Here is a 23,261-nt window from a genome sequence, read left to right as displayed (position 1 = left end):
GACTTGATGACACTGGAGGCCATCGTAACTCGATGGCCTCCAGCCTCATTGCCTCACTCAGCTCCATAACTCGCCTATTGGGGTCGCTCGGCTGTAGCGATTAGCAATCTGTGCTTGGAGTAATTCTGCGGTTCCCAAGGCGTCAATCAAAGCGTGATGAGCATGGTAGGCCGGAAGATTAAGCCGTTCGCGACTGTCGGCCAATCGGATGGACGCTTGTTTACGCCTTAATAGGCGATCAAGCCAGCTCAGCTTTTTGCGATACACCCGTGCCTCTAGCTGCATGGTGTCGATGACCGGAAACTCTATGCCTTCACCCAGAGACTCGCGCAAAGCTTGATCCAGAAAGCCGCGTTCAATATTTCGATAGTGAACCACCATCACTTTGCCTGTCATCGCTTCCAAAAGAGCATCGCGTACCTCAGAAAACCGCGGCGCATTCGATATTTCTGCATGGGTGATGTGATGAAAAGTGACGGATTTTTCAACCAGCTCGGAGCTTGGTTTCAACACCCAATACATTGATTGGTTGCAATGGATGCGCTCTAACGTGAGTGGTATCAAGCCAATACTCACAATACTGTGGGCCTGTGCATCCAACCCGGTTGTTTCAATATCCATAGCCAGTAATTGAACACGCTCAACGGGCGTCATTGCTGAGACAACACCCCCTTGATAAAAGCGACGTAATTGGGCGTTTTTGGCTTGGCCAGACAACACTTCGAACCGAGCTGACCAATCCAAGATAGGCGCAGTGACTGTTTTTTTTAGGCGCATCACTGTGAGAGTCGTCCTTTGGCTGGATAACGGAATCGCAGATAATTTTGCGCGTTGCTTAATATCTGAAAAGCTTCTTTCAGGTTATGCCGTTCGTTATTAGAGAAGTTTGCAGGCTCAATATAGTTATTAGGCGATGCTCCCTGCTCCAGGGCGTCTGCCTGATGTCGGATACGCACCATCGACAGAAACTCCAATGCGTACCGAAGGTGTTTTACTGCTTCTGGAGGCATGACATTGCTTGCAGTGATGGCATCCAGTCGGTCAAAGGAATTTTGCGCGGTACTGCCGCAGGCCAGTGCATGGATTCGAATGAGATCGGTCAGTGGTGCGGTGCCTCGGCCTTTGAGATTGATGATTCTTTTCTGTTGCCCATCGGTCTCGACAACAAACGTTCGAAAGAACCCTAAAGGCGGTGTGCGGTTGAGCGCAATTCTGGCCATGGCATTTAGAAATCCAGGGTGCGCTTTGGATTTTGCAGCGCATAGCACTTGCAGTTCTTGCACAAACTCGAGTTGCCCGTAAACGCCGTCAAGGTCGAAGAAAATACAGCTGTTAAGCAGTGTCGTAGGGTTCGGTTTTTCGATCCACGTTTTAAAATAATTTCGCCACACGCTTATCGGCTGACGCCACTGATCATTGGTCGCCATGATTGCACCTTTGCAGTAGCTGTAGCCGCAGGCGGCAAGGCCATCACTGACAAAAGTTGCCAAACTTCGAAAGTAGGCATCATGAAGTTCTGGGTTGAAGCTGTCATCCAATACCAAGGCATTATCTTGATCGGTGACCAGTAACTGTTCATCTCGCGCCATAGAGCCCAGTACCATGAAGCAATAGGGTATAGGTGGAGGCCCGAATTTTTTCTCGGCGAGTTCCAAAAGACGCTGGGTAAATGCCCGGCCGATGCCCGATATTGCACTGCCAATCATATGGGCTGTGGCGCCGTCGCGAACCATGCGGATGTACGTGCCCCGCAAGTCTCGTAACAGCGACCTTAAACCTTCAACGGATGTTTGGTTTGATATTCGATTGACCAAGTACAAACTACTTTGTGACTCGTACCGGATGATATCCGAAAGGTTGATCAAACCAATTGGGCGACCGTGATGTACTACTGGCAGGTGATGAATATTGCGACGCAACATTACCAGCATGGCTTCGAACACGGAGTCATCTGCACTGATGGTCAGCGGGTCGACCGTCATGATTTCATGGATCAACGTTTCTTCTGCGTTTATGCCTCCAGCGACCACGCGGGTTCGCAGATCGCGATCAGTGACGATGCCTTCAATCTGCGCTGTTTGCAGTTCAGGGGCGGACATTATCAAGACGCAAGAAACGCTTTGTTCTGTCATCTTCCGTGCAGCGTCTCCAATGCTGACAGTGGAGTTTACCCAAACTAAAGATCTTGAAATCAGTGCCCGGCACTTGAGTTGAATCAACTCGCTAGCCCTGCCTTGTGCTTCGACCGCAGACTTTAGTCGTGAGTGTCCTTCTGCTTCTACAAAATCGGCAAATGAATCGTGGTCGGCACATAACTCAGCGAATACAGGAGCAGGAATGAAATAGATCAGGCTGTCTTCAAGCGCTCTTGCAGGGAATCGGACTTTATTACTGCGCAGCAGGCCGGCCTGACCAAAAATATCGCCCTCAACCAGCCGGTCATGGAGTTCTCCATTGCGTCGATAAATCTCGACTGCCCCACTGCGCACATAATGCAGGTCTTGAATAGGCGCGCCGGCTTCTAGGATGTCAACTCCCGCTTTGAAGTAGCTTACGTCAACCTGTCGGGCAATATTATCAACCGACTCTTTAGGCAGTGAGTCGAAGGGGGCGAAGCGGGAAAGGTGATCGCTGATTTCCTGTAGCTCGATGTGCATGCAGCCTCACAGTCAGTTAGAAATTCTAGAGGTGACGATTAATAAATGCGGTTGATCGGTTGAGTCTATCTGCCAACACGACCTGAACATATTCTTTGCAGACCCTCAAGTAACCTATGCAATAAAAACTTGAGGCGTTTGTATTTTGAGGTGTTGATTGTTCGTTTGTGCGCTTTGGAATGCTTAAACATAGACCTTCATGGCGGTTGAAGATTCGAAATTTCCCATCTCATTTGACTCTTGAGCTTCACGCTTGGAGCATCTGAGGGTTCCACTGGATTTATTAGCCGGGTTTGTCAGTAGATGCTCACTAATCTGTGTGAAATAGACCTCTAGCGTGTAAGGACATGATGGTGTGCAAGGTCGGATAATTCTGCACTGATGCTAAGGGACTGATTCGCAAGGATTTGTTTGTTTCATCATATTTCAAGATATTATGACGTCGGATGGGTCTTGCTTTAGCGATTTGTCATGTCATGGGTCTGTTTATAGCTATTAATCACTGGCCGCACGTCTTTATACGGTGAAAAAAACTGTTGCGTAATTCTTATACTGCTTCTGCGTTCAGGCCCCTGTTTAGGCGAGTTTCGCGCTATGCAAATGAGAGGTCGGCACGTCTCTCTGGTGCCATGTTTCTAATAAGTCTAAGAATGAGAAATAGTTTAATGAATAAACAATCAATCCAGATTGCCCTTGCTTATATGTCCGTCGTTATTGGTGGGGGATTTGCCTCCGGTCAGGAGGTACTTCAGTTTTTCACCGGCTATGGGCTTATAGGTATTGTTGGAACTCTGGTGAGTGGTTTGATGTTCGCCTTCCTCGGCATGCAGATCGCACGCATGAGTTCAACGATGCAAGCGAGCTCGCACAAGGACGTTCTCTACATTCTGTTTGGTGCGCGCATCGGCTTGGTCGTCGACATTGTGCTGTCTTTCTTCCTGTACGGTGTTGGCGTGGTGATGTTGGCCGGCAGCGGTTCGATCTTTGCCCAGCAATACGATATGCCTCCGTTGTTCGGTGGCGTATTGATGATGGTGTTGGTGATTGCCACGTTGTGCATGAACGTTAAGCGCATCATTGACTTGATCAGCGCCGTAATGCCTTTCCTGTTGGCGATGGTGCTGATCATCACCACTTACTCGATCTTCAGCTACAACGCTCCGATCGAGACGCTTGACGCGGTTGCGCGTGAAAACAACCCGACGGTTACAGGTAACTGGTTTGTGGGTGCTTTGTTGTACGCCTCTTTCAACATCGCCGTTGGCTTTCCGATGTTGGCTGTTATTGGTGGCATGACCAAGCAACCCAAGGCTGCGGCACTTGGCGGCATACTCGGGGGCCTTGGTTTAGGCGCGCTGATCCTGCTGTTGAACATCGGTCTGTTTGCCAATATCAACCAGTTACAGGGCATCGAAATGCCTTCACTTGCTCTTGCTGGACGCATCTCACCCATGCTTTCGATTGTTATGTCGGTGGCGCTGGTTTGTATGATTTACAGCACGGCCGTGGGCATGTTCTTTGCGTTCAGCGCCCGTTTTGCCAAGCCAGAAACAAGCCGCTTCAAGTTGATTAGCGCAGTCACGGTGTGCATTGGCTTGGGCCTGAGTCTAGGGGGGTTTAGTAAGCTGGTGGGCACTGTTTACCCGCTACTGGGTTATGTGGGTTTCGCGCTGATTCTCGCTATTTGCTTCAACTGGCTACGCAGCCGCTCTAAGGTAAAAGCGCAGGAGGCTGCTTCCTGAGCTTGAGTCTGTGAGATGTCGTTAAACGCTATCGACCCTTGATTGCTTGCGATCCTTTAAAAGATCGCGAGCAAGCTCGCTCCTACCCATGCAAGTTTTGCGGATTTTGGGCATTGAGGCCGTTAAAGGTGATTGTCGTTATGGCGTTGCGCGCAATCACCTTTGATATGTTTGGCGTGAGTCGGGTATAAGAGAGGGCGATAAACCCAAAGGAGCTGGTATGAAGAGCAAAGTTAAAAAAGGCCATGTGTTTTTGATTATTTTTATCGCATTCGCGGTGTTCAGCTTTTTGATGACTAACTGGGATCAATCCTTGTAAGCATCTAAGGCGCAGTTGAGGTGGGGATTACCTAACACCGGCTGGCGTGCTCTACAAAGAAGGGTGACTGTATTCAGTCACCCTTCTTGCATTCAGCCTCTGACGAAACCTGTCTGAGCCCACCGCCGTCCACTCACATCATGCGTGCATGTTGGTCCCATAAAATCCAGATCGTGCCGGCAACGATCAATAGCAGTATTAAGGATGTAAAAAGAATCAGCATTAGGTCGTCGCGGTGTGATTTGCCTAAGTCGATGTGCAAGAAGAAGCGCAGATGTACCACTACTTGTACCAAGGCCAGTGCCCCTAGCACGGCAAGAGCTTGGGTGCCTGTGACGAGTTTTAACCAGACCAGCCCGAAAGCGATTAAGGTCAGTACTAGCGCCAACAACAGGCCGATGAAGTAACTACGATGTTCGTTGCTCGACTGGCCCTGCAAGTTACTGTTCGATGAAGATTCTGGATTCATGTCGCAACTCCGAACAGATAAACAAAGGTAAAGATCCCGACCCATACGATGTCCAGCATGTGCCAGAACAGGGCTAAACGCAGAAGGCGCAGTTTGACGGGTGTATTGACCCCGATGGTCATTACTTGGATAGCCAGCACGATCATCCAAACAATGCCCGCCGATACGTGGACAGCGTGGGTGCCAGTCAGTAAGTAGTAGGCAGACAGAAAACCACTCGTTTGCGGCCATGCATTGTGGTTGACGATCATCTCGTAATAATCGTGCAGCTCCAGCGCCACAAAGGCAGCCCCCAGCAATGCCGTAAGACCTAGCCAAGCGAGAAGCCGTTTGCGGCTGGTGCTGTATTTCATCGCTAAGACGGCAAAGCCAAACGTGAAGCTGGAGAGCAGCAGCAACAGCGTTTCAACGAAGGCAGAACCGAGATCAAAGACCTGCGCAGGTGATGGGCCATGGGCAATACCCTGTGTACTCATGGCGGCATAGGTGGCAAAGAGCGCGGCAAACAACACCAAGTCGCTCATCAGGAAAATCCAGAACCCGAAGATGACTTCTGAAGCCTTTGCGTGGCTCTTGCGATCAGTCACATCCAGGTTTACCCCCGGATGCAGAGAGTGGGGCGCATTCATAAGGCTGACTCCAAAATGTCATCAGGCAGCGCTTGGCTCGGCTGTCCAATTCTGTCCGGGGCGGCCTTGCCCCGATTTTTCGGGCTCATTTCTAGATCCCGCGTGACGCCAGGAGTGGTGCGTACGGCGGCCAGAAAGGCTTCGTGTTCAGCTTCGACACGGCTGGCCGGAATGATTTCGGTGGTCTGCGAGACGAAGGAACGTGCAATCACCACGGCCCAAGCGGCGATAAATGAGAGTACGACCAACCACCAGATATGCCACACCAAACCAAACGCCAAGGTGAAGCTGAAGACGCCGATCAATGGCGCGGCCATCGAGTTGCATGGCACTTCAATATCGCTGTAGGCCGTAGGCGAGCGATAAGCCACCCCGTTTTTTTTGGCCTCGGTAAACGCGTCGCGGCTGTCGACTTGAGGCACGACTGCAAAATTCCAGAGCGGCGGTGGGGAGGGGATCGACCATTCCAGAGAGCGACCGTCCCAAGGGTCGCCCAACAAAACGTTGAGTTGGCGGCGCTGACGAATAGAAACACCAATCTGAACCAGCATGCACACCGTGCCGAGCAGAAGCAGCACCGCGCCGAGCATGGCCAACGCTAACCATGGATAAAACGAAGGGTCGGACCACATCACGGTACGTCGCGGCGCCCCCAGCATGCCGAGCCAGTAGAGCGGGAAGAACGCCAGCAAAAAGCCCGGCGCCATTAGCCAGAAAGACGCTTTACCCCAGCCTTCATGTAAGCGGAATCCAAAGGCTTTGGGGAACCAATACTGGACGGCGGCGAACATCCCGAACAGAACGCCCGGAATGATCATGTTGTGAAAGTGTGCGATCAGAAACAGTGAGTTATGAACCTGAAAGTCCACGGTTGGGTTGGCCAACAGAATGCCGGTCATGCCGCCAAGTACAAAGGTCAGTAAGAAGTTTATGTGGAACAGCATTGGCGTCGTCAGTCGGATTCGGCCGCGGTACATGGTCAGAATCCAGTCGTACACCTTAACCCCGGTCGGTATGCCAATGATCATTGTGGCAATACCAAAAATGGCGTTCACATTGGCACTTTGGCCCATGGTGAAAAAGTGGTGCAGCCATACTCCGAACGAGAACACCGCTATGCACATGGTGGCGTAGACGAGGGAGGTATACCCGTAGATTCTTTTGCTGACAAACGTCGACACCACCTCAGACCACACCCCCAGTGCCGGTAGCAAGAGGATATACACCTCCGGGTGCCCGAACAGCCAGAACAGGTTGGCAAAGTTCATCATGTTCCCACCGTCACCGTTGGTGAAAAAGTGGAAACCTACGTAGCGATCCAGAGCCAGCATGATCGTGGCGACGGTCAGCGGTGCCATAGCGAAGATCATCAAAATCGAGGTGCAGAGTGTCGTCCAGCAAAACAGCGGCATGCGGAACATTGACATGCCGGGGCAACGCTTTTTGTACAAGGTGACGGCAAAGTTGAGCCCAGTCAGGGTCGAGCCTATCGACGCTAGGGTGACTGACCAAATCCAATAGTCAACGCCTTCGCCGGGGCTGAACTCAATCCCGGTGAACGGAGGGTAGGCGCTCCACCCGCCGGTCGAGAACTCGCCGACCACCAGTGACACCATAATCAGCCCCGCGCCTGCTGCCGTTAGCATCAAAGAAATCGCGTTCAGAAGCGGGAAGCTGACATCCCGTGCCCCGATTTGCAGAGGCATGATGTAATTCATGAGCCCGGTAATAAACGGCATCGCCACGAAAAAAATCATGATCGTGCCATGGGTCGTGAATAGCTGGCCAAAGTGATCGGCCGACAGGTAGCCCGCACTGTCATAGGCCGCCAACTGTTGAGATCGCATCACCCCGGCTTCAATCAACGCTCTTAAAAACATGACCAAGGCGATGACGATGTACATGATGCCGATGCGTTTGTGGTCGACGCTGGTCAGCCAGTCGCGCCACAACGGGCCCCACCAGCGCATAGCGGTCAGCAGCAGCACAACCGCGACTGCGCCAAGGATCACAATACTGCCTGCGCCAAATGCAACGAATTCACTGGATGAGGGGTGCTTGATGGCGCCAGTAAACACCAGTGAGTCCCAGCTTAGTTGTCCGAAAATAGTCTCCCAGCTCACTGTTCTGCCCCTTCTGTGCGGGTGTGTGGGTGATGCTCACGTTCTAGTGAAGCCTTAGCGGTGGGGCTGTGCTGTTGGCCATGGCCTGAGGTAAAGCTGGCGAGAACACGCTCGAACAAACCTGTTTCAACCGTTCCGAAATAACGCGGCTCATGCTCAATACTGGGCTTGAGCAGGTGTTCGTAGGTTGTGAAATTCAGTGTTTGTTTATTGTGCTGGGTGTCTTGAACCCACGTGTCGAACTGCGAAGAGGGCATCACTACCGTGCGAAACGACTGGGTGTGAAACCCTTCACCGTTGTACTGGGTATTGCGTCCCAGAAACTCGCCTGTGCGATCCGCCACTAGGTTCAATTGAGTGCTCATGCCAGCCATGGTGTAAATCTGCCCGGCCAATTGCGGGATCATGAACGACTGCATGACCGTGCCGCTGGTGAGCTTCAATCGCACAGGTCGGTTCTGCTCTAGGGCCAAGTAGTCCAGAGTAGCGATGCCTTGCTGGGGGTAGATAAACAGGAACTTCCAATCCAGCGATACCACTTCAATTTCCAGTGGCTCACTGCCAAGAGGGCGGTAAGGGTCGTATTGGTGGGTGTGCGCCCAAAGTGCCGAGCTGAGGACAATGATCAGAATGATCGGGATGCCCCACAAAACGGCTTCGTTGCCCCAGTTGAAGTCCCAGTCTGGCCGGTAGGCCCCGCGTCCACCCCGGCGATAACGCCACAATACCCATGGGACCAGAATAAAAATGGGTACGACCACAATGAGCATCAGCGAAATAATCGTCTTGAAATGCTCAAATTGCGCGGCAGCAACGGGGCCTGCCGCGTCGATGAAACCAGCGTTGGTTATCGCAGTGTCTGCCGATGACGCCGCTTGCGTCAGTGCGGGTAGCAAAAGCCCCGACACTATCAGAGCGCAGGTAGTGATTCCTTTCACGCAGTCATCTCCATGAGTCGTACAACTTGATCAGCGCTTGTTTGATGTAGCGTTAGTTAAAGCATAATTTCAGATGATCTCCAGTGCGCGGACTGTGAGGCGGCTGCTGTGTGATAAAAAATCAGTTCAGACTCGAGCGTGTCACGCGCACAGGCACGGACTTGTAAGCCGGAATTCCGCTTTGTGGATCTATATTGTCCAGAGCAATTAAACAGTTGGCTTCGGGGTAATAAGCGCCTACGGAGCCGGGTGCGATTTGGTGCTCCACCGCGGTTAACTTTTCGTAGCGCATCTTTCTGCCGGAGGTTACGGTTTCAAGATCCACCAAGTCACCATGGGCTAAGCCGCGTTCTTGCAGGTCTTGAGCGCTAATAAACAACACATCGCGCCGACCAAAAACGCCCCGATAACGATCATCCATCGAGTAGATGGTGGTGTTGTATTGATCATGGCTGCGCAATGTCATGAGCCGCAGCACATCGCTGCCTTCGACCACCCAGTCCTCATCGACGCCGGGGTACACATAAAACTCGGCCTTCCCGGAGGGTGTTGGCCAAATGCGTTCGGTAGGCGGCAATGGCAATCTGAAGCCGCCGGGGACTCGGATTCGTTGGTTATAGTTCTCAAAGCCGGGGATGGTTTTTTCGATCAGGTCGCGGATCAGGTCGTAATTAGCAACCAGATCCTGCCAAGCAATAGACAAATGCGGCAGCGCAGCGCTCGCCATACCCGCGACAATTGCCGGCTCCGAGCGCAGGTGTTCGGATGCGGGCTGCAAGCGTCCGGCAGACGCGTGAACCATGGACATCGAGTCTTCTACCGTAATCGACTGCGCGACGCCATTTTGCAGATCTATTTCAGTGCGCCCCAAGCAAGGGAACAGGTACGTCTCTTTGGCGACCAATAAATGCGAGCGGTTGAGCTTGGTCCCAATGTGCACGCTCAGGTCCAATTGCTTCATGGCAGCAAAGCATTGTTCGGGGTCGGGCAGGGCAACGGCAAAGTTACCGCCCAAGCAAATCAGAGCTTTTGAGGTTCCGGCAACCATGGCCTGCATGGTTTGCACTGCGCCGTGCCCATGGGCATAAGGCGGCTTGAAACCCAATGTTTGTTCTATTTTTTGTAAAAAACTAGCGGAGGGTTTTTCGGTAATACCGACAGTGCGATTGCCCTGCACATTAGAGTGCCCACGCAGCGGGCATATACCTGCGCCCGGCTTGCCTAGGTTGCCGCGCAGCATGAGCAGATTGCACAACGTGCGCACGTTTTCGGTGCCGGCATTGTGCTGAGTGATGCCCATGCCATAGGTGATGATGGTGGCATTGGACTTAGCGTAAGCAGCTGCCACTTGCTCTAGGGCTTCACGTTTAAGCCCGCTGTGGCGCTCGATCAGTGACCAGTCGGTGGCGAGCAAGTCTGCTTTTAGGGCTTCAAAGCCATTGGTGTGGGTCGCAATGAACGCGTGATCGAGTACTTCACCGACACGCTCTTCAAGCTCCAACACCGCTTTCATTACGCCTTTGATGGCGGCCACATCGCCGCCGGCTTTTACGTTCAGATAGGTCGATGCAATCGGTGTTGAACCATAAGTTGCCATCTCCACCATGTTCTGCGGGTCAGCGAAGGTTTCCAGTGCGCGCTCACGGATAGGGTTAAACACCAAAATTGGCACTTTGCGACGTGAGACTTCATGCAGTGTGCCCATCATCCGCGGGTGGTTAGTGCCGGGGTTGTGGCCGATAGAAATGACTAACTCACATACATCAAAGTCTTCCAGCGACACCGTACCTTTCCCTATGCCAATGGATTGAGGCAGCCCAACACTGGTGGGCTCATGGCACAAGTTTGAGCAATCGGGAAAGTTGTTGGAGCCCAGCCCGCGAGCAAATAATTGGAACAAGTAAGCGGCCTCATTTGAAGCGCGCCCAGAGGTGTAAAACTCGACCTGAGTGGGATCTAGCCCTCGCAGCACCTCACCGATACGTTCGAACGCAGTGTCCCAGGCCACAGGTTTGAAGGTGTCTGAAGCACGGTCATACACCATCGGGTTGGTAAGCCGCCCATTGTTTTCCAGTTCGTGATCACTTCGGTTTAGCAGCGCCGTGACTGTATTAGCCGCAAAAAACTCTGGTGTGACGCGTTTGCTGGTTGCTTCCCAGGTGACGGCCTTAGCGCCGTTCTCGCAAAACTCGAAGGTTGAGCGATGCTTTTTGTCTGGCCATGCGCAGCCTGGGCAATCGAATCCATCGGGCTGATTGGTATTGAGCAGCGTTGTAACCGCTTGCACATTCTCCATTTGCGTTCGAATGGCATTAGCGGTTGCCTTTAAAGCTCCCCATCCTCCGGCGGGGGCTTTGTAGTCGCGAATACCCTCGACTTTCCCTTGCTTAGACATGTTCACTCCTCGGCCATCTAAACATCCGACTTGGGAAGGCTAACTGCTGGCTTTCGCCTACGGCAAAGCGCAAACCCATAGACGTGTTCACGGTTATTGGTCTGTTTTTTATAAGGTTATTAACGCTTCGATTGACCATAGGTAAGCGATATAGATCTGTCAAGAATGGGCTTTGATCCCATAAAACCAGCTCTTGTAAACGTCCCCAATTATAAAAAACTTAATCAAATCTTCAGGGTAGACAACGTCATCACATGGCAAACTTTTTGGCTGCGACAACACAGACTACTACCGCGCCAGTAATGCCAAACATGCCGAGCGTGACTGTTTCATGCAGAAAAGTAGCGGCGAGGGCCAGTCCAAAAAATGGCTGTAATAATTGCAATTGACTCACGGCGGCAATGCCCCCTTGCGCCAAGCCGCGGTACCAGAAGAAAAATCCAATCAACATGCTGAACAGTGAGATGTAAGCCAGACTGAACCACGCAGACGGGCGGATACCTGCGAAAGAGGCTGGCGCCGATAGCCAAGCCAACGCTCCCATCAATGGCAGCGACAGTGCCAGAGCCCATGAAATAACCTGCCAGCCGCCCAAGGTTTTGGACAGTTTTGCGCCTTCTGCATAGCCCAAACCACAGATCAAAACGGCCAACAGCATTAACACGTCGCCTTTTGGGTTCGCGGTTAGGCCTTGCGATAGCGCAAAGGCAATCACCAGTGCGCTGCCTAATACAGAGAAAAGCCAGAACGTCGGTCGTGGATGTTCACCGGCTCGCAGGACGCCAAAGGCCGCCGTGCAAAGAGGCAGCAAGCCCAAAAAGATAATGGAATGTGCGGAACTCACATGTTGTAAGGCCAGTGCGGTCAACAGCGGAAAACCCACCACAACACCAATCGCTACGATCAACAGCGATAGAAGTTGACTTCGACCCGGGCGCTTAGCATTGAGCAGCGCCAGAATGCATAAGGCCAGTACCCCAGCGATGGAAGCCCGTGCAAAGGTCAGGAAAACCGGATCAAACGCCTGCACTGCTACGCGAGTTGCGGGCAGTGAGGCGCTGAAAATCACGACCCCGATAAAACCGTTGATCCAGCCCCAAAGGTTCTTCTCGGTTGCTGGAAGGTGCAAATTAGAGGTGTTTTGCATCACGTTTCACGCTCAAGGCTAATGGCAGGATTGATTTGCCGTCATCCTAGAGGTGAAGATTAAGGACAATCAAAATATTGTCATGGATACATCCTCCGATGCCCCGATCCCGATACAAGTCGCTGGTAGACACCTTTGCTGCTGATATCCGCTCAGGACGATTACTGCCGGGTACGCGGCTACCTACGCACCGCCAACTGGCGGCAACCCAAGGTTTGGCGCTAGTCACGGCCAGTCGAGTGTATTCAGAGCTTGAGGCCATGGGCTTGGTCAGCGGAGAAACCGGACGCGGGACGTTCGTCAGGGAAACGTCTTTACCGCCGGGCCACGGCATTGATCAGCCGCATGTCACGGCAGGCATGTTAGACCTCAACTACAACTATCCTTCAGTGCCGGGGCAGGCTGATCTATTGCGCACCGCGCTGCGCCAGCTCGCGTTATCCGGCGATTTGGAGTCGCTATTACGTTACCAGCCACATGGCGGGCGCCTACACGAGCGGGCTTCGGTGGCGCGGCACTTATCGACACGGGGTTTAAACATACCTGCCGAACAGGTGCTGATCGTCAATGGTGCCCAACATGGGCTGACGGTGGCGCTGATGGCCTTATTAAAGCCCGGCGATGTCGTGGCCGTCGATGCTTTGAGTTATCCGGGGTTCAAGGCGCTTGCGCAAACACTGCACCTAGAAGTCTTGTCTGTTCCTGCAACCGATCACGGTCCAGATCTCGATGCACTCGAAAAACTCTGTTGCGGTCGGTCGGTGCGTGCCGTGTACAGCATGCCAACACTCCACAACCCCTTGGGTTGGGTGATGGATATTGCTCAGCGTCAGCAATTAGTAGCCATTGCGCGTAAACATGATCTTAAAATCATCGAAGATGCGGCCTACGCTTTTCTCGTCGAAACCCCGCCATCCCCGCTCGCAGCACTCGCGCCTGAACGGACGGTGTACGTGTCAGGGTTTTCTAAAAGCGTCGCTGCGGGCCTGCGCGTAGGCTTTATAACTGCCCCCGCGTATCTGATTGCTAGCTTGGAACGAGTCATTCGGGTAACCGCATGGAACACCCCTGGCGTCATGACCGCCCTCGCCAGCGCATGGTTGGATGACGGAACAGTAAGCCGTCTAGAAGTGCAAAAACGCCAAGACGCACAAGCAAGACAAATCATTGCTGACGAACTTCTGGCGGGGCTGCACCGAGTACGCCATCCGTATTCCTACTTTGTTTGGCTGCCTCTGTCAGACGACGCACGTGCAGATCAAGTAGTGACGGCGCTCATGCGAGAGCAAGTCTCGGTTTCGTCAGCGCAGCCCTTCGCAACATCAGTGCATGTGCCTAGAGCGATTCGACTGGCTTTAGGGTCAGTCGACATGGCCTCATTGCGTGAAGGATTAGCGAAAGTGAAGTGGGTGGTTGAGGCGTATTCGTAAAGTTAATAGCTGAAGTCTCACTGACGTTGCAGTCTACATCTGACACTATCGGGCGCTTGTTTCATATCGCCTACATGTTCAGGTAAATTCCCCTACATTTGGCGTTAAGGCGCAGATCATAGGGATGGGGGTCATGTCAGGCGGTTGGAGTAAGGAAGAACTTGAAGCGTCCGTGCAGGCATACCGCGAAATGTGGGACCTTCAACAAGCCGGGGAAAAGTTTGTTAAGAAAGCGATCTACCGGGAACTATCGGAGCGGTTTGGACGTAAGGCAGGTGCTTTTGAGCGCAGAATGCAAAATATTTCTGCGATATATGAGGAGAGAGGGCTGGAATGGATCGTGGGTTTAAAGCCGCAAAAAAATATAGGCTCAGTCGTTAAGCCGCAACTTATAGAAATGCTTGATAGGCTGCTGTTGGAAAACACGGTTACTGCTGAAATCGTTCTGGCTGAGATAGAGGCAGACCAACAACGCGCATTTGATCCTCAGGGTGTCGAAGACGCACGTAAACGTGTGGTTGCAACTATCGTGCGTCGACGTGGACAGTCTGCTTTTCGTCAGAAATTGCTGGACGCTTATGGCGCAAAGTGCGCGATCACTGGCTGTACTCAAGCTGAAGTGCTTGAGGCGGCGCACATTCACCCCTATAAGGGGCAGCATACGCAGGTGATGTCAAATGGCTTACTTCTGCGTGCCGATCTTCATACGTTGTTTGACTTGTATCTGATTGCAATTGAACCCGAGACGCTGATGGTTCGTCTTTCTCCGGCATTGAGTCGTTCGGATTATGCCAAATACGCAGGCTTGCCACTGAATTTGCCAACGCCTGCAACCGCTAGGCCCAGCATTGAAACCCTTCAGTGGCACGCCGATCAATGCCCGTGGTTCAAATCCCCGACCGTGTCATCGGCTTAAGGAGTTGGCTGCCCAGATTCAACGCCTGAGTCACTAACGCTCTCAACTCGAGCGTGCTTTCACCTTGGGTGAACTGGGAAAGTTTTTCTCCTAAGGTGGAGTGGTCTTTTTCGCCTTCAGCAAAGGCACGCAGGATCAGTAGCCCGTTACTTGTGAGGATTAATTCAAAAAACGAAACCCCGGACATACCATCGAAGTGGATATAGCCAACGTCTGCCAACCACTTGACCGTGGCCAAGAACAGGTTTTCTTCTTGGCTCAATAACTGGCGGTTGCTGTCTTCGAGTTCTTTGTAGTCGATGAATTCTTCTGCGGTCAGGGTGATTGGCTGCGGGAAGTTGCGGTAAAGGCGGCCCAGGATCAAACCGGTATAGCTGTCGAACAGTTCTATATTGTTGGACGGCAGATCGTTAATGCCGTACGCGTTTTTTTCTTTGGCGGAACCTGCAAATCCTTTGAACATGGTTACCTCTGTCTGTAGCGGCCGTTTGCCGCGTTCGAACATTTGTCTCTATGGGTATAGCACAGCCCCAAGAAGGAGGTTTGAACCGCGAGCGTTTTAACGCGTTTTTGCGTCTAGCCCATTCAGCTCACAATACTCAGCCCATTGCATGCGGGCCATTTGCGCGACTTCACGATGGACTTCAAGGCGCTGAGCTTCGAACTCTTGCGCCGTTTCAGTGGTTAATTTCAGCGTTAATTCCCACGCAAACACACCTAGTCGCTCAGCCTCGGCTTCAAAGGCTTCATTTAAGCGTTCTTGCCGATACGCCTGCATGGATTGGCCCACTGCACGGGCGGCTAGCGGGTTTAGTTGCTCAAGCTCTGCGGCCAGATCTGGGCGTTCGCCAAGAAAACGATCCAGGGCTTTTTGATGTTGAGGTCCAGGTTCGGTCACACAAGCCTCCGTGTGCAATGGATAAATCAGCGCCAAGTGTAGGCATCTGCATCGCAGTTAATGGGCGGTGGGCTGCTTATGATTCAAAGGATGAGTAGCCAACTCGGACTGATAGGCCGTGCGACGCCCGGTGATGATGAACAGCACATCCACGCCAATTAAGGTAATGGCGGCCAGATAATCCGCGCGCGGAATGCTCAGGTCCCGTTCATAACAGCCTTGCGCATAACGGCCAACACCACCTGCCGCCCCAAACATTTCTTGTGTCAGCTTCAGACGCAGGCGTTCTTGTTTTAAGCGTGATCCGTAAGTACTCATAGATGCAGCCCGAGATAACCAGAGGGGTCACAAAAAAGAGTAATTCAAGTGGTGAAATAGGGAAAGGGGTGATAAGAAAACGCCTACAAAGGTGTAGGGCATTTACTAAAAGGCATGCAGGCGACGCTGTGACGTGCCTACATGCCTTTGGCGTTATACGTTTTGCTTTGGTTCGATTTCAGGCAAGAACCAGTTAAGGATCAGCGCACAAATACCGCCTGTGGCCACACCGGATTCCAGAACGTTGCGTATGGCTGCGGGCATGTGCGCAAGAAACTCAGGTACTTGAGACACACCTAGGCCCAAGGCCAACGACACGGCAATAATGAGCAGTGCGCGGCGGTCTAAATGAATACTGGCCAAAATGTTGATGCCAGAAGCCGCGACCGCACCGAACATCACCATGGCGGCGCCGCCCAGCACCGGCTCAGGCACCGCTTGAATCGCACCGGCTACGCTTGGGAATAACCCTAGCAGAATCAACATGCCAGCAATCCAGACACCGATATGTCGGCTGGCAATACCCGTCAACTGAATCACGCCGTTGTTTTGAGCAAAGATTGAGCTCGGGAAGGTATTGAACACCCCAGCTAGCAGCGAGTTAGCGCCGTTGACCAGCACGCCGCCCTTAATGCGCTGCATCCACACCGGGCCTTCAACCGGCTGGCGCGATACTTTGCTGGTGGCGGTCACGTCGCCAATCGCTTCGAGCGAAGTCACCAAGTAAATCACTAGCATTGGAATAAATAGAGCCCACGAGAAGCCCAAACCGAAATGCAGTGGCACCGGCACTTGGAACACATCGGCCTGATGCATACCCGTGAAGTCCAGACGGCCTAAATAGCCCGCCAGCGCGTAGCCTACAGCCAACGCAATGACGATGGCGCAACTGCGCATCCACACTAGCGGGATGCGGTTGAGGATCACAATAATCGCCAGTACCACCCCTGACATCAGCAGGTTTTCACCGTTGGCAAAGGTGCCGTTGGCCATAGCGCTGAAGCCGCCGCCCATGCTGATTAGGCCGACTTTAATCAGGGTCAAGCCGATCATCAGCACCACGATGCCCGTGACCAACGGAGTGATCATGCGCTTTACGAACGGCAAGACACGTGAGATGCCCATTTCGACAAACGATCCGGCGATCACCACACCGAAGATAGCGGCCATCACCCCTTCAACCGGCGTGCCTTGTTTGACCATCAACGCACCGCCTGCGATCAGTGGGCCGACAAAGTTGAAACTCGTACCTTGAACAATCAATAGCCCAGCACCAAAAGGACCAAAGCGCTTGCACTGAACAAAGGTCGCGATCCCGGAAATCACCAGCGACATAGACACAATTAGATTGGTATCGCGGCTCGAAACCCCGAGCGCCTGACAGATCAGCAAGCCTGGGGTAACGATTGGCACAATGATGGCTAACAGATGCTGAAGGGCAGCCAGAAAGCCGATCCACGGCTTGGGGCGGTCTTCTAGGCCGAAGACCAGTTCGCTAGTCTGGGTCTCGGCTTCATGCGGGGGGTTGGGTGAGGTCATGGCGAGCGCCCTAGAAAAAAGAGCGCGATTCTACTGGTGTTAGGCCAGCACGCACAGTGTTTGCTTGCACAGGTTTTAACCCGCGAGCCACGCTGACTTAAATCAATCGAATGATTAAGGCTTGCTGCGGTCGCAGTTAAAGGCTCGAAGGACAAATGGGAGCACCTTAAAAAGGACCTAACCTCATGCTTGAACCGACCTGGACTGCTGTGAAACATCATCGTCGACTGCAGCACATTGTGGCGACCCTAGTGCGCTTTGGCGCGCAGGACGTTTTAGTTCGGCTGGGATTGGGGCGTTTGCTGGCCGGGGTGGAGGCTAAGCCGGGCGAGTCGCTGCCCGCCAGTACTGCGCGGCGGGTACGCATGGCGCTGGAAGCACTTGGCCCGACGTTTATTAAATGCGGGCAGATACTGGCCAGTCGCAGCGACATCCTCTCAGCGCAATGGGTCGATGAGCTGCAAGCCTTGCACAGCCAAGCCTCGACACTGCCGTGGGTAGAGTTAGAAGACCAAGTGCTAGATGACTTGGGCTGCGCGCTGGACCAAGTGTTTGCCGAATTTGACACTCAGCCAATGGCGGCCGCGTCGATGGCCCAGGTGTACCGTGCGCGCTTACTGACGGGTGAAGCAGTGGTTGTCAAGGTGCAGCGGCCAGGCTTACGCCGACAAATGACCGCCGATTTGCAGCTTCTTGAAAGCTTGGCTCAATTAGTTGAACAGAACGATGCGCTGGCGGCATACCAACCGCGCCAGTTGGTTCGCCAGTTGGCTAAGGCGATGCTCGAAGAGTTGGACTTTACTCAAGAAGGGCAAAACTGCGACAGCGTAGCCCAGAACTTCGCGCAGACTCCGCACATCGTTATTCCGTCTATTTATTGGGCATTTAGTAGTCAGCGCTTATTGGTACAGACATTTTTGCCAAGTTATACGCCGTTGGCCCGTGATGCATTGATTGAGCAGGGGCTTGATCCAAGCCTGCTGGCTAAGCGCGGTGCGCAGGCGTTTATCAAAATGCTGCTGGAAGATGGCCTGTTTCATGGCGACCCGCATCCTGGCAACTTGCGGGCAATGAGTGAAAATCGCGTGGGTTTTATCGACTTCGGTATGGTGGGGCGTCTTGATGAGCGACGTCGGATCGAAGTCATGACCTTTATGCGGGCGTTGACTGAGGGCAGTACTGAGACATTGATCGGCGTTTTGATCGACTGGAGTGGCGAGCGGGTGCAAGATCTTTCGCTGATCGAACAAGCGGCCCGTGAGTATATGTCGCGCCACACAGGCGGCCCTTTGAAAATGAACGCGTTGATCACTGACTTTCTCGGCTTGATTCGCGAGTATCGCTTGTCGCTTCCCGCGGATTTGCTGGTGCTGTTTAAAGCACTGATTACCGCTGATGGAGTGTTGACTCAGCTTGATCCGGAGCTTGACTTGGTGGCAACGGCCAAGCCAGCAGTTGAAAAAATGCTACGCGAGCAATTTGAGTGGAAGGCAGCCAAGCGCTTGGGTATTGAGGGTTTGCAATTGGGGCGTGGGGTGTTGGCTGACGTACCTAAGCTGACCCGTTTAATGCTGCACCGATTGAAACATGGAGTTATCGACCTCAAGGTCGATATGCCGGGGTTGGAGCGTTTAGAGCGATCGTTGCGACTGGCATCAACGCGCTTGTCGCTGGCGTTGTTGATCAGCGCGCTGTTGATTGCCTTCGGCCCGCAAATCGCTACAGCGGGGCCGGTGTGGCTGGGGTTGTCGGCAGTTGGCTGGTTAGCTGCGATAGCCACGCTAGGCGGTTTATTGGCCTTTTTATGGAGCTTATTTAGAGGCTCGTAAAGGCCTGCGTTGCGAACTAAACATCTTTTGCTGCGGTTGCGGCCTCACTTGGTGCTGCTTCGCTGTGCGTAGGAGCTGTCGAAGGCTGCGATCTTTTTGTTTCAAAGGATCAAAGGATCGCAGCCTGCGGCAGCTCCTACAGTCCAGCGCATTGGGCTTGAGAACATGGGCGATGTTAAAGGTGCAACGCATGCCCCAAGGCGCGCAAGGCGGCTTCTTGTACGGCTTCGCCCAGGGTTGGATGGGCGTGGATAGTCCCGGCTATGTCTTCAAGGCAAGCGCCCATTTCCAGAGACTGGGCAAAGGCGGTCGACAGCTCAGAAACCCCAGCCCCCACGGCTTGCCAGCCAACAATCAGGTGATTGTCCCGCCGCGCAACCACTCGCACGAACCCGGTTTTGGATTCTAGGGTCATGGCGCGGCCATTGGCACTGAATGGAAAGCTGGCGCTGATAAAGTCCAATCCAGCCGCTTCAGCCTCAGCTGGGCTTTTACCCACTACCACCATTTCCGGGTCAGTGAAGCACACGGCAGCAATCGCGGCAGGGCTGAACTCGCGTTGTTTGCCAGCGATGATCTCGGCCACCATTTCGCCTTGAGCCATGGCGCGGTGCGCGAGCATCGGTTCGCCGGTGAGATCGCCAATCGCCCAGACGTTGCGCATGCTGGTGTGGCAGCGAGTGTCGACAGCAATCGCCGAACCGTTCATGGCCAGCGCCAACGTCTCTAGGTTAAAACCTTGAGTACGCGGTCGACGCCCGACTGCGACTAATACTTGGTCGGTTTCTAGCGTTTGACTTTCACCTAGACGATTACGCATCGACAGGGTTTGAGTGCTGGCCTGGAAACCTTCAACGCTATGCTCTAGGTACAAGGTGATGCCCAGCGCCTTGAGTGATTCGGCGACCGGCAAGGTCAGGTCTTTATCGTAAGTCGGCAAAATTCGCTCGCGGGCTTCAACCACTGTCACTTCAGCGCCCAGTTTGCGGTAAGCAATACCCAGCTCTAGACCTATGTAACCTGCGCCGACCACCGTCAGACGTTTCGGAATAGCACTAGGATTGAGTGCTTCAGTGGAGGAAATAATAGCGCCGCCAATCGGCAGAATCGGTAGGTCAATAGTGTGTGAACCCGTGGCGAGCAACAGGTGTTCGCACTCGATGCGCTGCCCTTCGACCTCTACCGCCTTGCCATCGAGTATTTTTGCCCAGCCGTGGATGACCTTAACCCCGTGCTTTTTCAGCAGCGCACCAACGCCCGTGGTCAAGCGATCAACAATGCTGTTTTTCCATTGCACGCTTTGGCCAATATCCAAGGTGGGAGCTTGCGTCTGGATCCCTAGTGGCGATTGGCTAGTACTGTAGCGTTGGGTGGTGTGAAACTGCTCGGCCACATGGATCAGCGCCTTGGACGGAATGCAGCCCACGTTGAGGCAAGTACCGCCCAACGATTGGCCTTCGATCAAAACCGTTGGGATGCCGAGTTGACCGGCGCGGATTGCTGCCACATAGCCGCCAGGGCCACCACCAATAATGAGCAGCGTAGTGTGTTGAGTTGGCTGCATGTTCACTCCAGAAACAGGGTGGCAGGTTGTTCGAGCAAGCCACGCATGGCCTGAATAAATTGCGCCGCGTCCATGCCGTCGACCACGCGATGGTCGAAAGAGCTGGAGAGGTTCATCATTTTGCGGATCACGATCTGACCTTTAATCACCACCGGGCGCTCGACGATGCGATTGACACCAATGATCGCCACCTCCGGCAAATTGACCACCGGAGTGCTGGCAATTCCGCCGAGCGCGCCGAGGCTAGTGAGGGTTATGGTTGAACCAGACAATTCTTCGCGGGTCGCCTTACCGGTACGCACGGCATTCGCCAAGCGGGCGATTTCATCGGCTGCGGCCCATAGGGTTAAGCTTTCAGCGTGTCGAACCACGGGTACCATCAGGCCGCCATCACTTTGCGCGGCCACACCGATGTGGGCAGCACCAAAGCGGGTGATGACTTGCGCTTCGTCGTCGTAGCGCACGTTGATCTGTGGGAAGTCGCGCAAAGCCACGACCATTGCGCGCATCAAAAAAGGCAGTAATGTCAGTTTGCCGCGACTGTCGCCCCACTTTTGATTCAGTTGAACGCGCAGTTCTTCAAGCGCAGTTACGTCGACTTCTTCAACGTAACTGAAGTGCGCAGCGCGGCGTTTAGCCTCTTGCATGCGCTGAGCGATTTTACGGCGCAGGCCGATCACCGGGATCTGTTGTTCGTCATTGCGTTGGGCATATCCGCCAGTGGGCGCTGCGCTGGCGGGGGTGTCTTGAGCCAGATAAGCGTCGAGGTCGTCATGCAGTACACGGCCAGCCGGGCCGCTGCCTTGGATAAAACGGAGTTCGATTCCGGCATCCCACGCGCGTTTTCGTACAGCAGGCGAGGCCAGAGGTCGCTCATTGGCTTCACGTGCCACAGGTGCTGCGCGCTGGGTTGGAGCCGGTTTGGGAGCCGGCTTAATGGCAGCTACCGATACTGTGGCGACTTCAACCCGTGCTTGGGTTGGCGCTTTGAGTTCAGCCACGGGTTCGGCGGCAACAGGCGCAGCAGCTTCGCGCAGATTGCCTGCGCCTTCGACTTCAATACGGATCAACTCACTGCCCACCGCCATCACTTCGCCGGGCTGTCCGCCCAGCGCCAGCACGCGGCCAGCCACAGGCGAGGGAATGTCTACGGTTGCCTTGTCGGTCATGACATCGGCCACTACTTGATCTTCGCTGACCATGTCGCCGACTTTGACAAACCACTCCACCAGTTCAACTTGTGCAATGCCTTCGCCAATGTCCGGCATCTTAATAACGTGCGTACCCATTCAAACCTCCATAACCCGTTGCAAAGCCGCACCCACTCGCGTTGGACCGGGGAAGTAGGCCCACTCTTGCGCATGCGGGTAGGGCGTGTCCCAACCTGTTACGCGTTCAATCGGTGCTTCCAAGTAGTGGAAGCAGTGCTCTTGAACCAGCGCAATCAGCTCGGCGCCAAAACCGCAGGTACGGGTGGCTTCATGCACGACGACGCAGCGACGGGTTTTTTTCACGGAGCTAACAATGGCATCCAGATCCAGCGGCCATAGGCTTCGCAGGTCAATGACTTCAGCGTCGATGCCGGTTTCTTCGGCAGCGGCTTGGGCCACGTAGACAGTGGTGCCGTAGGTCAGGATGGTGACTTCAGTGCCAGGGCGCACGATGGCGGCGCAATCCAGCGGGACGGTGTAGTAACCATCGGGTACAGTACTGGCGGGGTGTTTGGACCACGGGGTGACCGGGCGTTCGTGATGACCATCGAACGGGCCGTTGTACAGACGTTTGGGCTCAAGGAAGATCACTGGGTCATCGTTTTCGATGGCCGCAATCAGCAAGCCTTTAGCGTCATAGGGGTTAGATGGCATGACGGTGCGTAGGCCGCAAACTTGGGTGAACATAGCTTCTGGGCTTTGGCTGTGGGTCTGGCCGCCATAAATACCGCCGCCGCAGGGCATACGCAGGGTCATGGGGGCAATAAACTCGCCCGCCGAGCGATAGCGCAAGCGTGCTGCTTCGGAAACGATTTGGTCGGAAGCGGGGTAGAAGTAGTCAGCAAATTGGATTTCAGCTACTGGACGCAGACCGTAAGCGCCCATGCCGACAGCTGCGCCAACAATGCCGCTTTCTGAAATTGGCGCGTCAAACACCCGCGAGCTACCGTACTTGGCTTGCAGGCCCTCGGTGCAGCGGAACACACCGCCGAAATAGCCGACGTCCTGACCGAACACCACCACGTTGTCATCGCGCTCAAGCATGACATCCATGGCCGAGCGCAGGGCCTGGATCATCGTCATGGTGCTGATACTCACGGCGTTCTCCATCTGAATTTTATTGTTGTCGTTCATCTG

19 protein-coding genes are annotated in these 23,261 nt (G+C 53.7%); 4 read left to right on the top strand and 15 right to left on the bottom strand.

Annotated features, from left to right (window positions below):
• Nucleotides 1–57: 57 nt before the first annotated feature.
• Both AQS70_RS07075 and AQS70_RS07070 read right to left on the bottom strand, forming a co-directional pair.
• Entirely contained in the window at nt 58–777 is a 720-nt protein-coding gene (locus AQS70_RS07075; protein ID WP_055102168.1) for a 3'-5' exonuclease, read from the bottom strand.
• Nucleotides 777–2,657 (bottom strand): DUF294 nucleotidyltransferase-like domain-containing protein, encoded by a 1,881-nt coding sequence (locus AQS70_RS07070; protein ID WP_055102167.1) that lies wholly within the window; start codon nt 2,655–2,657, stop codon nt 777–779. Before AQS70_RS07070 ends, AQS70_RS07075 begins: the two co-directional genes overlap by 1 nt.
• Nucleotides 2,658–3,322: 665 nt before the next feature.
• Here AQS70_RS07070 and AQS70_RS07065 point away from each other — a divergent pair.
• Nucleotides 3,323–4,399, top strand: coding sequence for a YkvI family membrane protein (locus AQS70_RS07065; protein ID WP_055102166.1), 1,077 nt, complete (start codon nt 3,323–3,325; stop codon nt 4,397–4,399).
• Between the two features lie 452 nt (nt 4,400–4,851).
• Here AQS70_RS07065 and cyoD read toward each other — a convergent pair whose 3' ends face one another.
• The 6 genes from cyoD to AQS70_RS07035 form a co-directional block, all read right to left on the bottom strand.
• Nucleotides 4,852–5,187: a cytochrome o ubiquinol oxidase subunit IV gene (cyoD, locus tag AQS70_RS07060; RefSeq protein ID WP_055102165.1), complete on the bottom strand. Its 336-nt coding sequence runs from the start codon at nt 5,185–5,187 to the stop codon at nt 4,852–4,854.
• On the bottom strand, nt 5,184–5,816 hold the full coding sequence (locus AQS70_RS07055) for a cytochrome c oxidase subunit 3 (protein WP_055102164.1): 633 nt from the start codon (nt 5,814–5,816) through the stop codon (nt 5,184–5,186). The genes cyoD and AQS70_RS07055 overlap by 4 nt, the downstream gene beginning before the upstream one ends.
• Nucleotides 5,813–7,924, bottom strand: a complete 2,112-nt coding sequence (locus AQS70_RS07050; RefSeq protein ID WP_420912340.1) for a cbb3-type cytochrome c oxidase subunit I — start codon at nt 7,922–7,924, stop codon at nt 5,813–5,815. Before AQS70_RS07050 ends, AQS70_RS07055 begins: the two co-directional genes overlap by 4 nt.
• A gap of 11 nt (nt 7,925–7,935) precedes the next feature.
• Nucleotides 7,936–8,877 (bottom strand): COX aromatic rich motif-containing protein, encoded by a 942-nt coding sequence (locus tag AQS70_RS07045; RefSeq protein ID WP_055102163.1) that lies wholly within the window; start codon nt 8,875–8,877, stop codon nt 7,936–7,938.
• Between the two features lie 121 nt (nt 8,878–8,998).
• A complete protein-coding gene (locus AQS70_RS07040) occupies nt 8,999–11,272 on the bottom strand; it encodes an FdhF/YdeP family oxidoreductase (protein WP_055102162.1) in 2,274 nt (757 codons plus the stop codon).
• Nucleotides 11,273–11,522: 250 nt separating this feature from the next.
• Entirely contained in the window at nt 11,523–12,419 is an 897-nt protein-coding gene (locus tag AQS70_RS07035; RefSeq protein WP_055102161.1) for a DMT family transporter, read from the bottom strand.
• A 98-nt stretch (nt 12,420–12,517) separates the two neighbouring features.
• On the opposite strand from AQS70_RS07035, the gene AQS70_RS07030 reads away from it, so the two are divergent.
• Both AQS70_RS07030 and AQS70_RS23185 read left to right on the top strand, forming a co-directional pair.
• On the top strand, nt 12,518–13,849 hold the full coding sequence (locus AQS70_RS07030) for an aminotransferase-like domain-containing protein (RefSeq protein WP_055102160.1): 1,332 nt from the start codon (nt 12,518–12,520) through the stop codon (nt 13,847–13,849).
• Nucleotides 13,850–13,982: 133 nt separating this feature from the next.
• Complete coding sequence (locus AQS70_RS23185) at nt 13,983–14,765, top strand: HNH endonuclease (protein WP_082428051.1); 783 nt, start codon at nt 13,983–13,985, stop codon at nt 14,763–14,765.
• Here AQS70_RS23185 and AQS70_RS07020 read toward each other — a convergent pair.
• From AQS70_RS07020 to AQS70_RS07005, 4 genes are all read right to left on the bottom strand, one after another.
• Nucleotides 14,737–15,228 (bottom strand): hypothetical protein, encoded by a 492-nt coding sequence (locus tag AQS70_RS07020; protein WP_055102179.1) that lies wholly within the window; start codon nt 15,226–15,228, stop codon nt 14,737–14,739. The genes AQS70_RS23185 and AQS70_RS07020 overlap by 29 nt on opposite strands.
• 96 nt (nt 15,229–15,324) lie before the next feature.
• Nucleotides 15,325–15,663, bottom strand: coding sequence for a DUF6388 family protein (locus AQS70_RS07015; protein WP_055102159.1), 339 nt, complete (start codon nt 15,661–15,663; stop codon nt 15,325–15,327).
• A gap of 57 nt (nt 15,664–15,720) precedes the next feature.
• Nucleotides 15,721–15,981 (bottom strand): helix-turn-helix domain-containing protein, encoded by a 261-nt coding sequence (locus tag AQS70_RS07010; RefSeq protein WP_055102158.1) that lies wholly within the window; start codon nt 15,979–15,981, stop codon nt 15,721–15,723.
• A gap of 153 nt (nt 15,982–16,134) precedes the next feature.
• A complete protein-coding gene (locus AQS70_RS07005; RefSeq protein WP_055102157.1) occupies nt 16,135–17,520 on the bottom strand; it encodes a nucleobase:cation symporter-2 family protein in 1,386 nt (461 codons plus the stop codon).
• A 185-nt stretch (nt 17,521–17,705) separates the two neighbouring features.
• Here AQS70_RS07005 and AQS70_RS07000 point away from each other — a divergent pair, with 185 nt between their 5' ends.
• A complete protein-coding gene (locus tag AQS70_RS07000; protein WP_055102156.1) occupies nt 17,706–19,349 on the top strand; it encodes an ABC1 kinase family protein in 1,644 nt (547 codons plus the stop codon).
• Between the two features lie 175 nt (nt 19,350–19,524).
• On the opposite strand, the gene lpdA is transcribed toward AQS70_RS07000, so the two are convergent.
• From lpdA to AQS70_RS06985, 3 genes are read right to left on the bottom strand one after another with little or no spacing between them, the layout of a single operon-like run.
• Nucleotides 19,525–20,913 (bottom strand): dihydrolipoyl dehydrogenase, encoded by a 1,389-nt coding sequence (lpdA, locus tag AQS70_RS06995; RefSeq protein ID WP_055102155.1) that lies wholly within the window; start codon nt 20,911–20,913, stop codon nt 19,525–19,527.
• Nucleotides 20,914–20,915: 2 nt separating this feature from the next.
• A complete protein-coding gene (locus tag AQS70_RS06990; RefSeq protein ID WP_055102154.1) occupies nt 20,916–22,202 on the bottom strand; it encodes a dihydrolipoamide acetyltransferase family protein in 1,287 nt (428 codons plus the stop codon).
• Nucleotides 22,203–23,258 (bottom strand): alpha-ketoacid dehydrogenase subunit beta, encoded by a 1,056-nt coding sequence (locus AQS70_RS06985; protein WP_055102153.1) that lies wholly within the window; start codon nt 23,256–23,258, stop codon nt 22,203–22,205.
• Nucleotides 23,259–23,261: the final 3 nt, after the last annotated feature.

Origin of the sequence: Pseudomonas endophytica, from assembly GCF_001411475.1 — a bacterium.
Taxonomy (GTDB): domain Bacteria; phylum Pseudomonadota; class Gammaproteobacteria; order Pseudomonadales; family Pseudomonadaceae; genus Aquipseudomonas; species Aquipseudomonas endophytica.
This window is presented reverse-complemented; position numbering and strand designations above follow the sequence as displayed.

Coding starts and splice junctions, on each gene's coding strand:
- AQS70_RS07000 (WP_055102156.1), top strand. CDS start 17,706: ATGCTTGAACCGACCTGGACTGCTGTGAAACATCATCGTCGACTGCAG.
- AQS70_RS07070 (WP_055102167.1), bottom strand. CDS start 2,657: ATGCACATCGAGCTACAGGAAATCAGCGATCACCTTTCCCGCTTCGCC.
- lpdA (WP_055102155.1), bottom strand. CDS start 20,913: ATGCAGCCAACTCAACACACTACGCTGCTCATTATTGGTGGTGGCCCT.
- AQS70_RS06985 (WP_055102153.1), bottom strand. CDS start 23,258: ATGAACGACAACAATAAAATTCAGATGGAGAACGCCGTGAGTATCAGC.
- AQS70_RS07040 (WP_055102162.1), bottom strand. CDS start 11,272: ATGTCTAAGCAAGGGAAAGTCGAGGGTATTCGCGACTACAAAGCCCCC.
- AQS70_RS07030 (WP_055102160.1), top strand. CDS start 12,518: ATGCCCCGATCCCGATACAAGTCGCTGGTAGACACCTTTGCTGCTGAT.
- AQS70_RS07065 (WP_055102166.1), top strand. CDS start 3,323: ATGAATAAACAATCAATCCAGATTGCCCTTGCTTATATGTCCGTCGTT.
- AQS70_RS07075 (WP_055102168.1), bottom strand. CDS start 777: ATGCGCCTAAAAAAAACAGTCACTGCGCCTATCTTGGATTGGTCAGCT.
- AQS70_RS07055 (WP_055102164.1), bottom strand. CDS start 5,816: ATGAATGCGCCCCACTCTCTGCATCCGGGGGTAAACCTGGATGTGACT.
- AQS70_RS07005 (WP_055102157.1), bottom strand. CDS start 17,520: ATGACCTCACCCAACCCCCCGCATGAAGCCGAGACCCAGACTAGCGAA.
- AQS70_RS23185 (WP_082428051.1), top strand. CDS start 13,983: ATGTCAGGCGGTTGGAGTAAGGAAGAACTTGAAGCGTCCGTGCAGGCA.
- cyoD (WP_055102165.1), bottom strand. CDS start 5,187: ATGAATCCAGAATCTTCATCGAACAGTAACTTGCAGGGCCAGTCGAGC.
- AQS70_RS07035 (WP_055102161.1), bottom strand. CDS start 12,419: ATGCAAAACACCTCTAATTTGCACCTTCCAGCAACCGAGAAGAACCTT.
- AQS70_RS07020 (WP_055102179.1), bottom strand. CDS start 15,228: ATGTTCAAAGGATTTGCAGGTTCCGCCAAAGAAAAAAACGCGTACGGC.
- AQS70_RS07010 (WP_055102158.1), bottom strand. CDS start 15,981: ATGAGTACTTACGGATCACGCTTAAAACAAGAACGCCTGCGTCTGAAG.
- AQS70_RS06990 (WP_055102154.1), bottom strand. CDS start 22,202: ATGGGTACGCACGTTATTAAGATGCCGGACATTGGCGAAGGCATTGCA.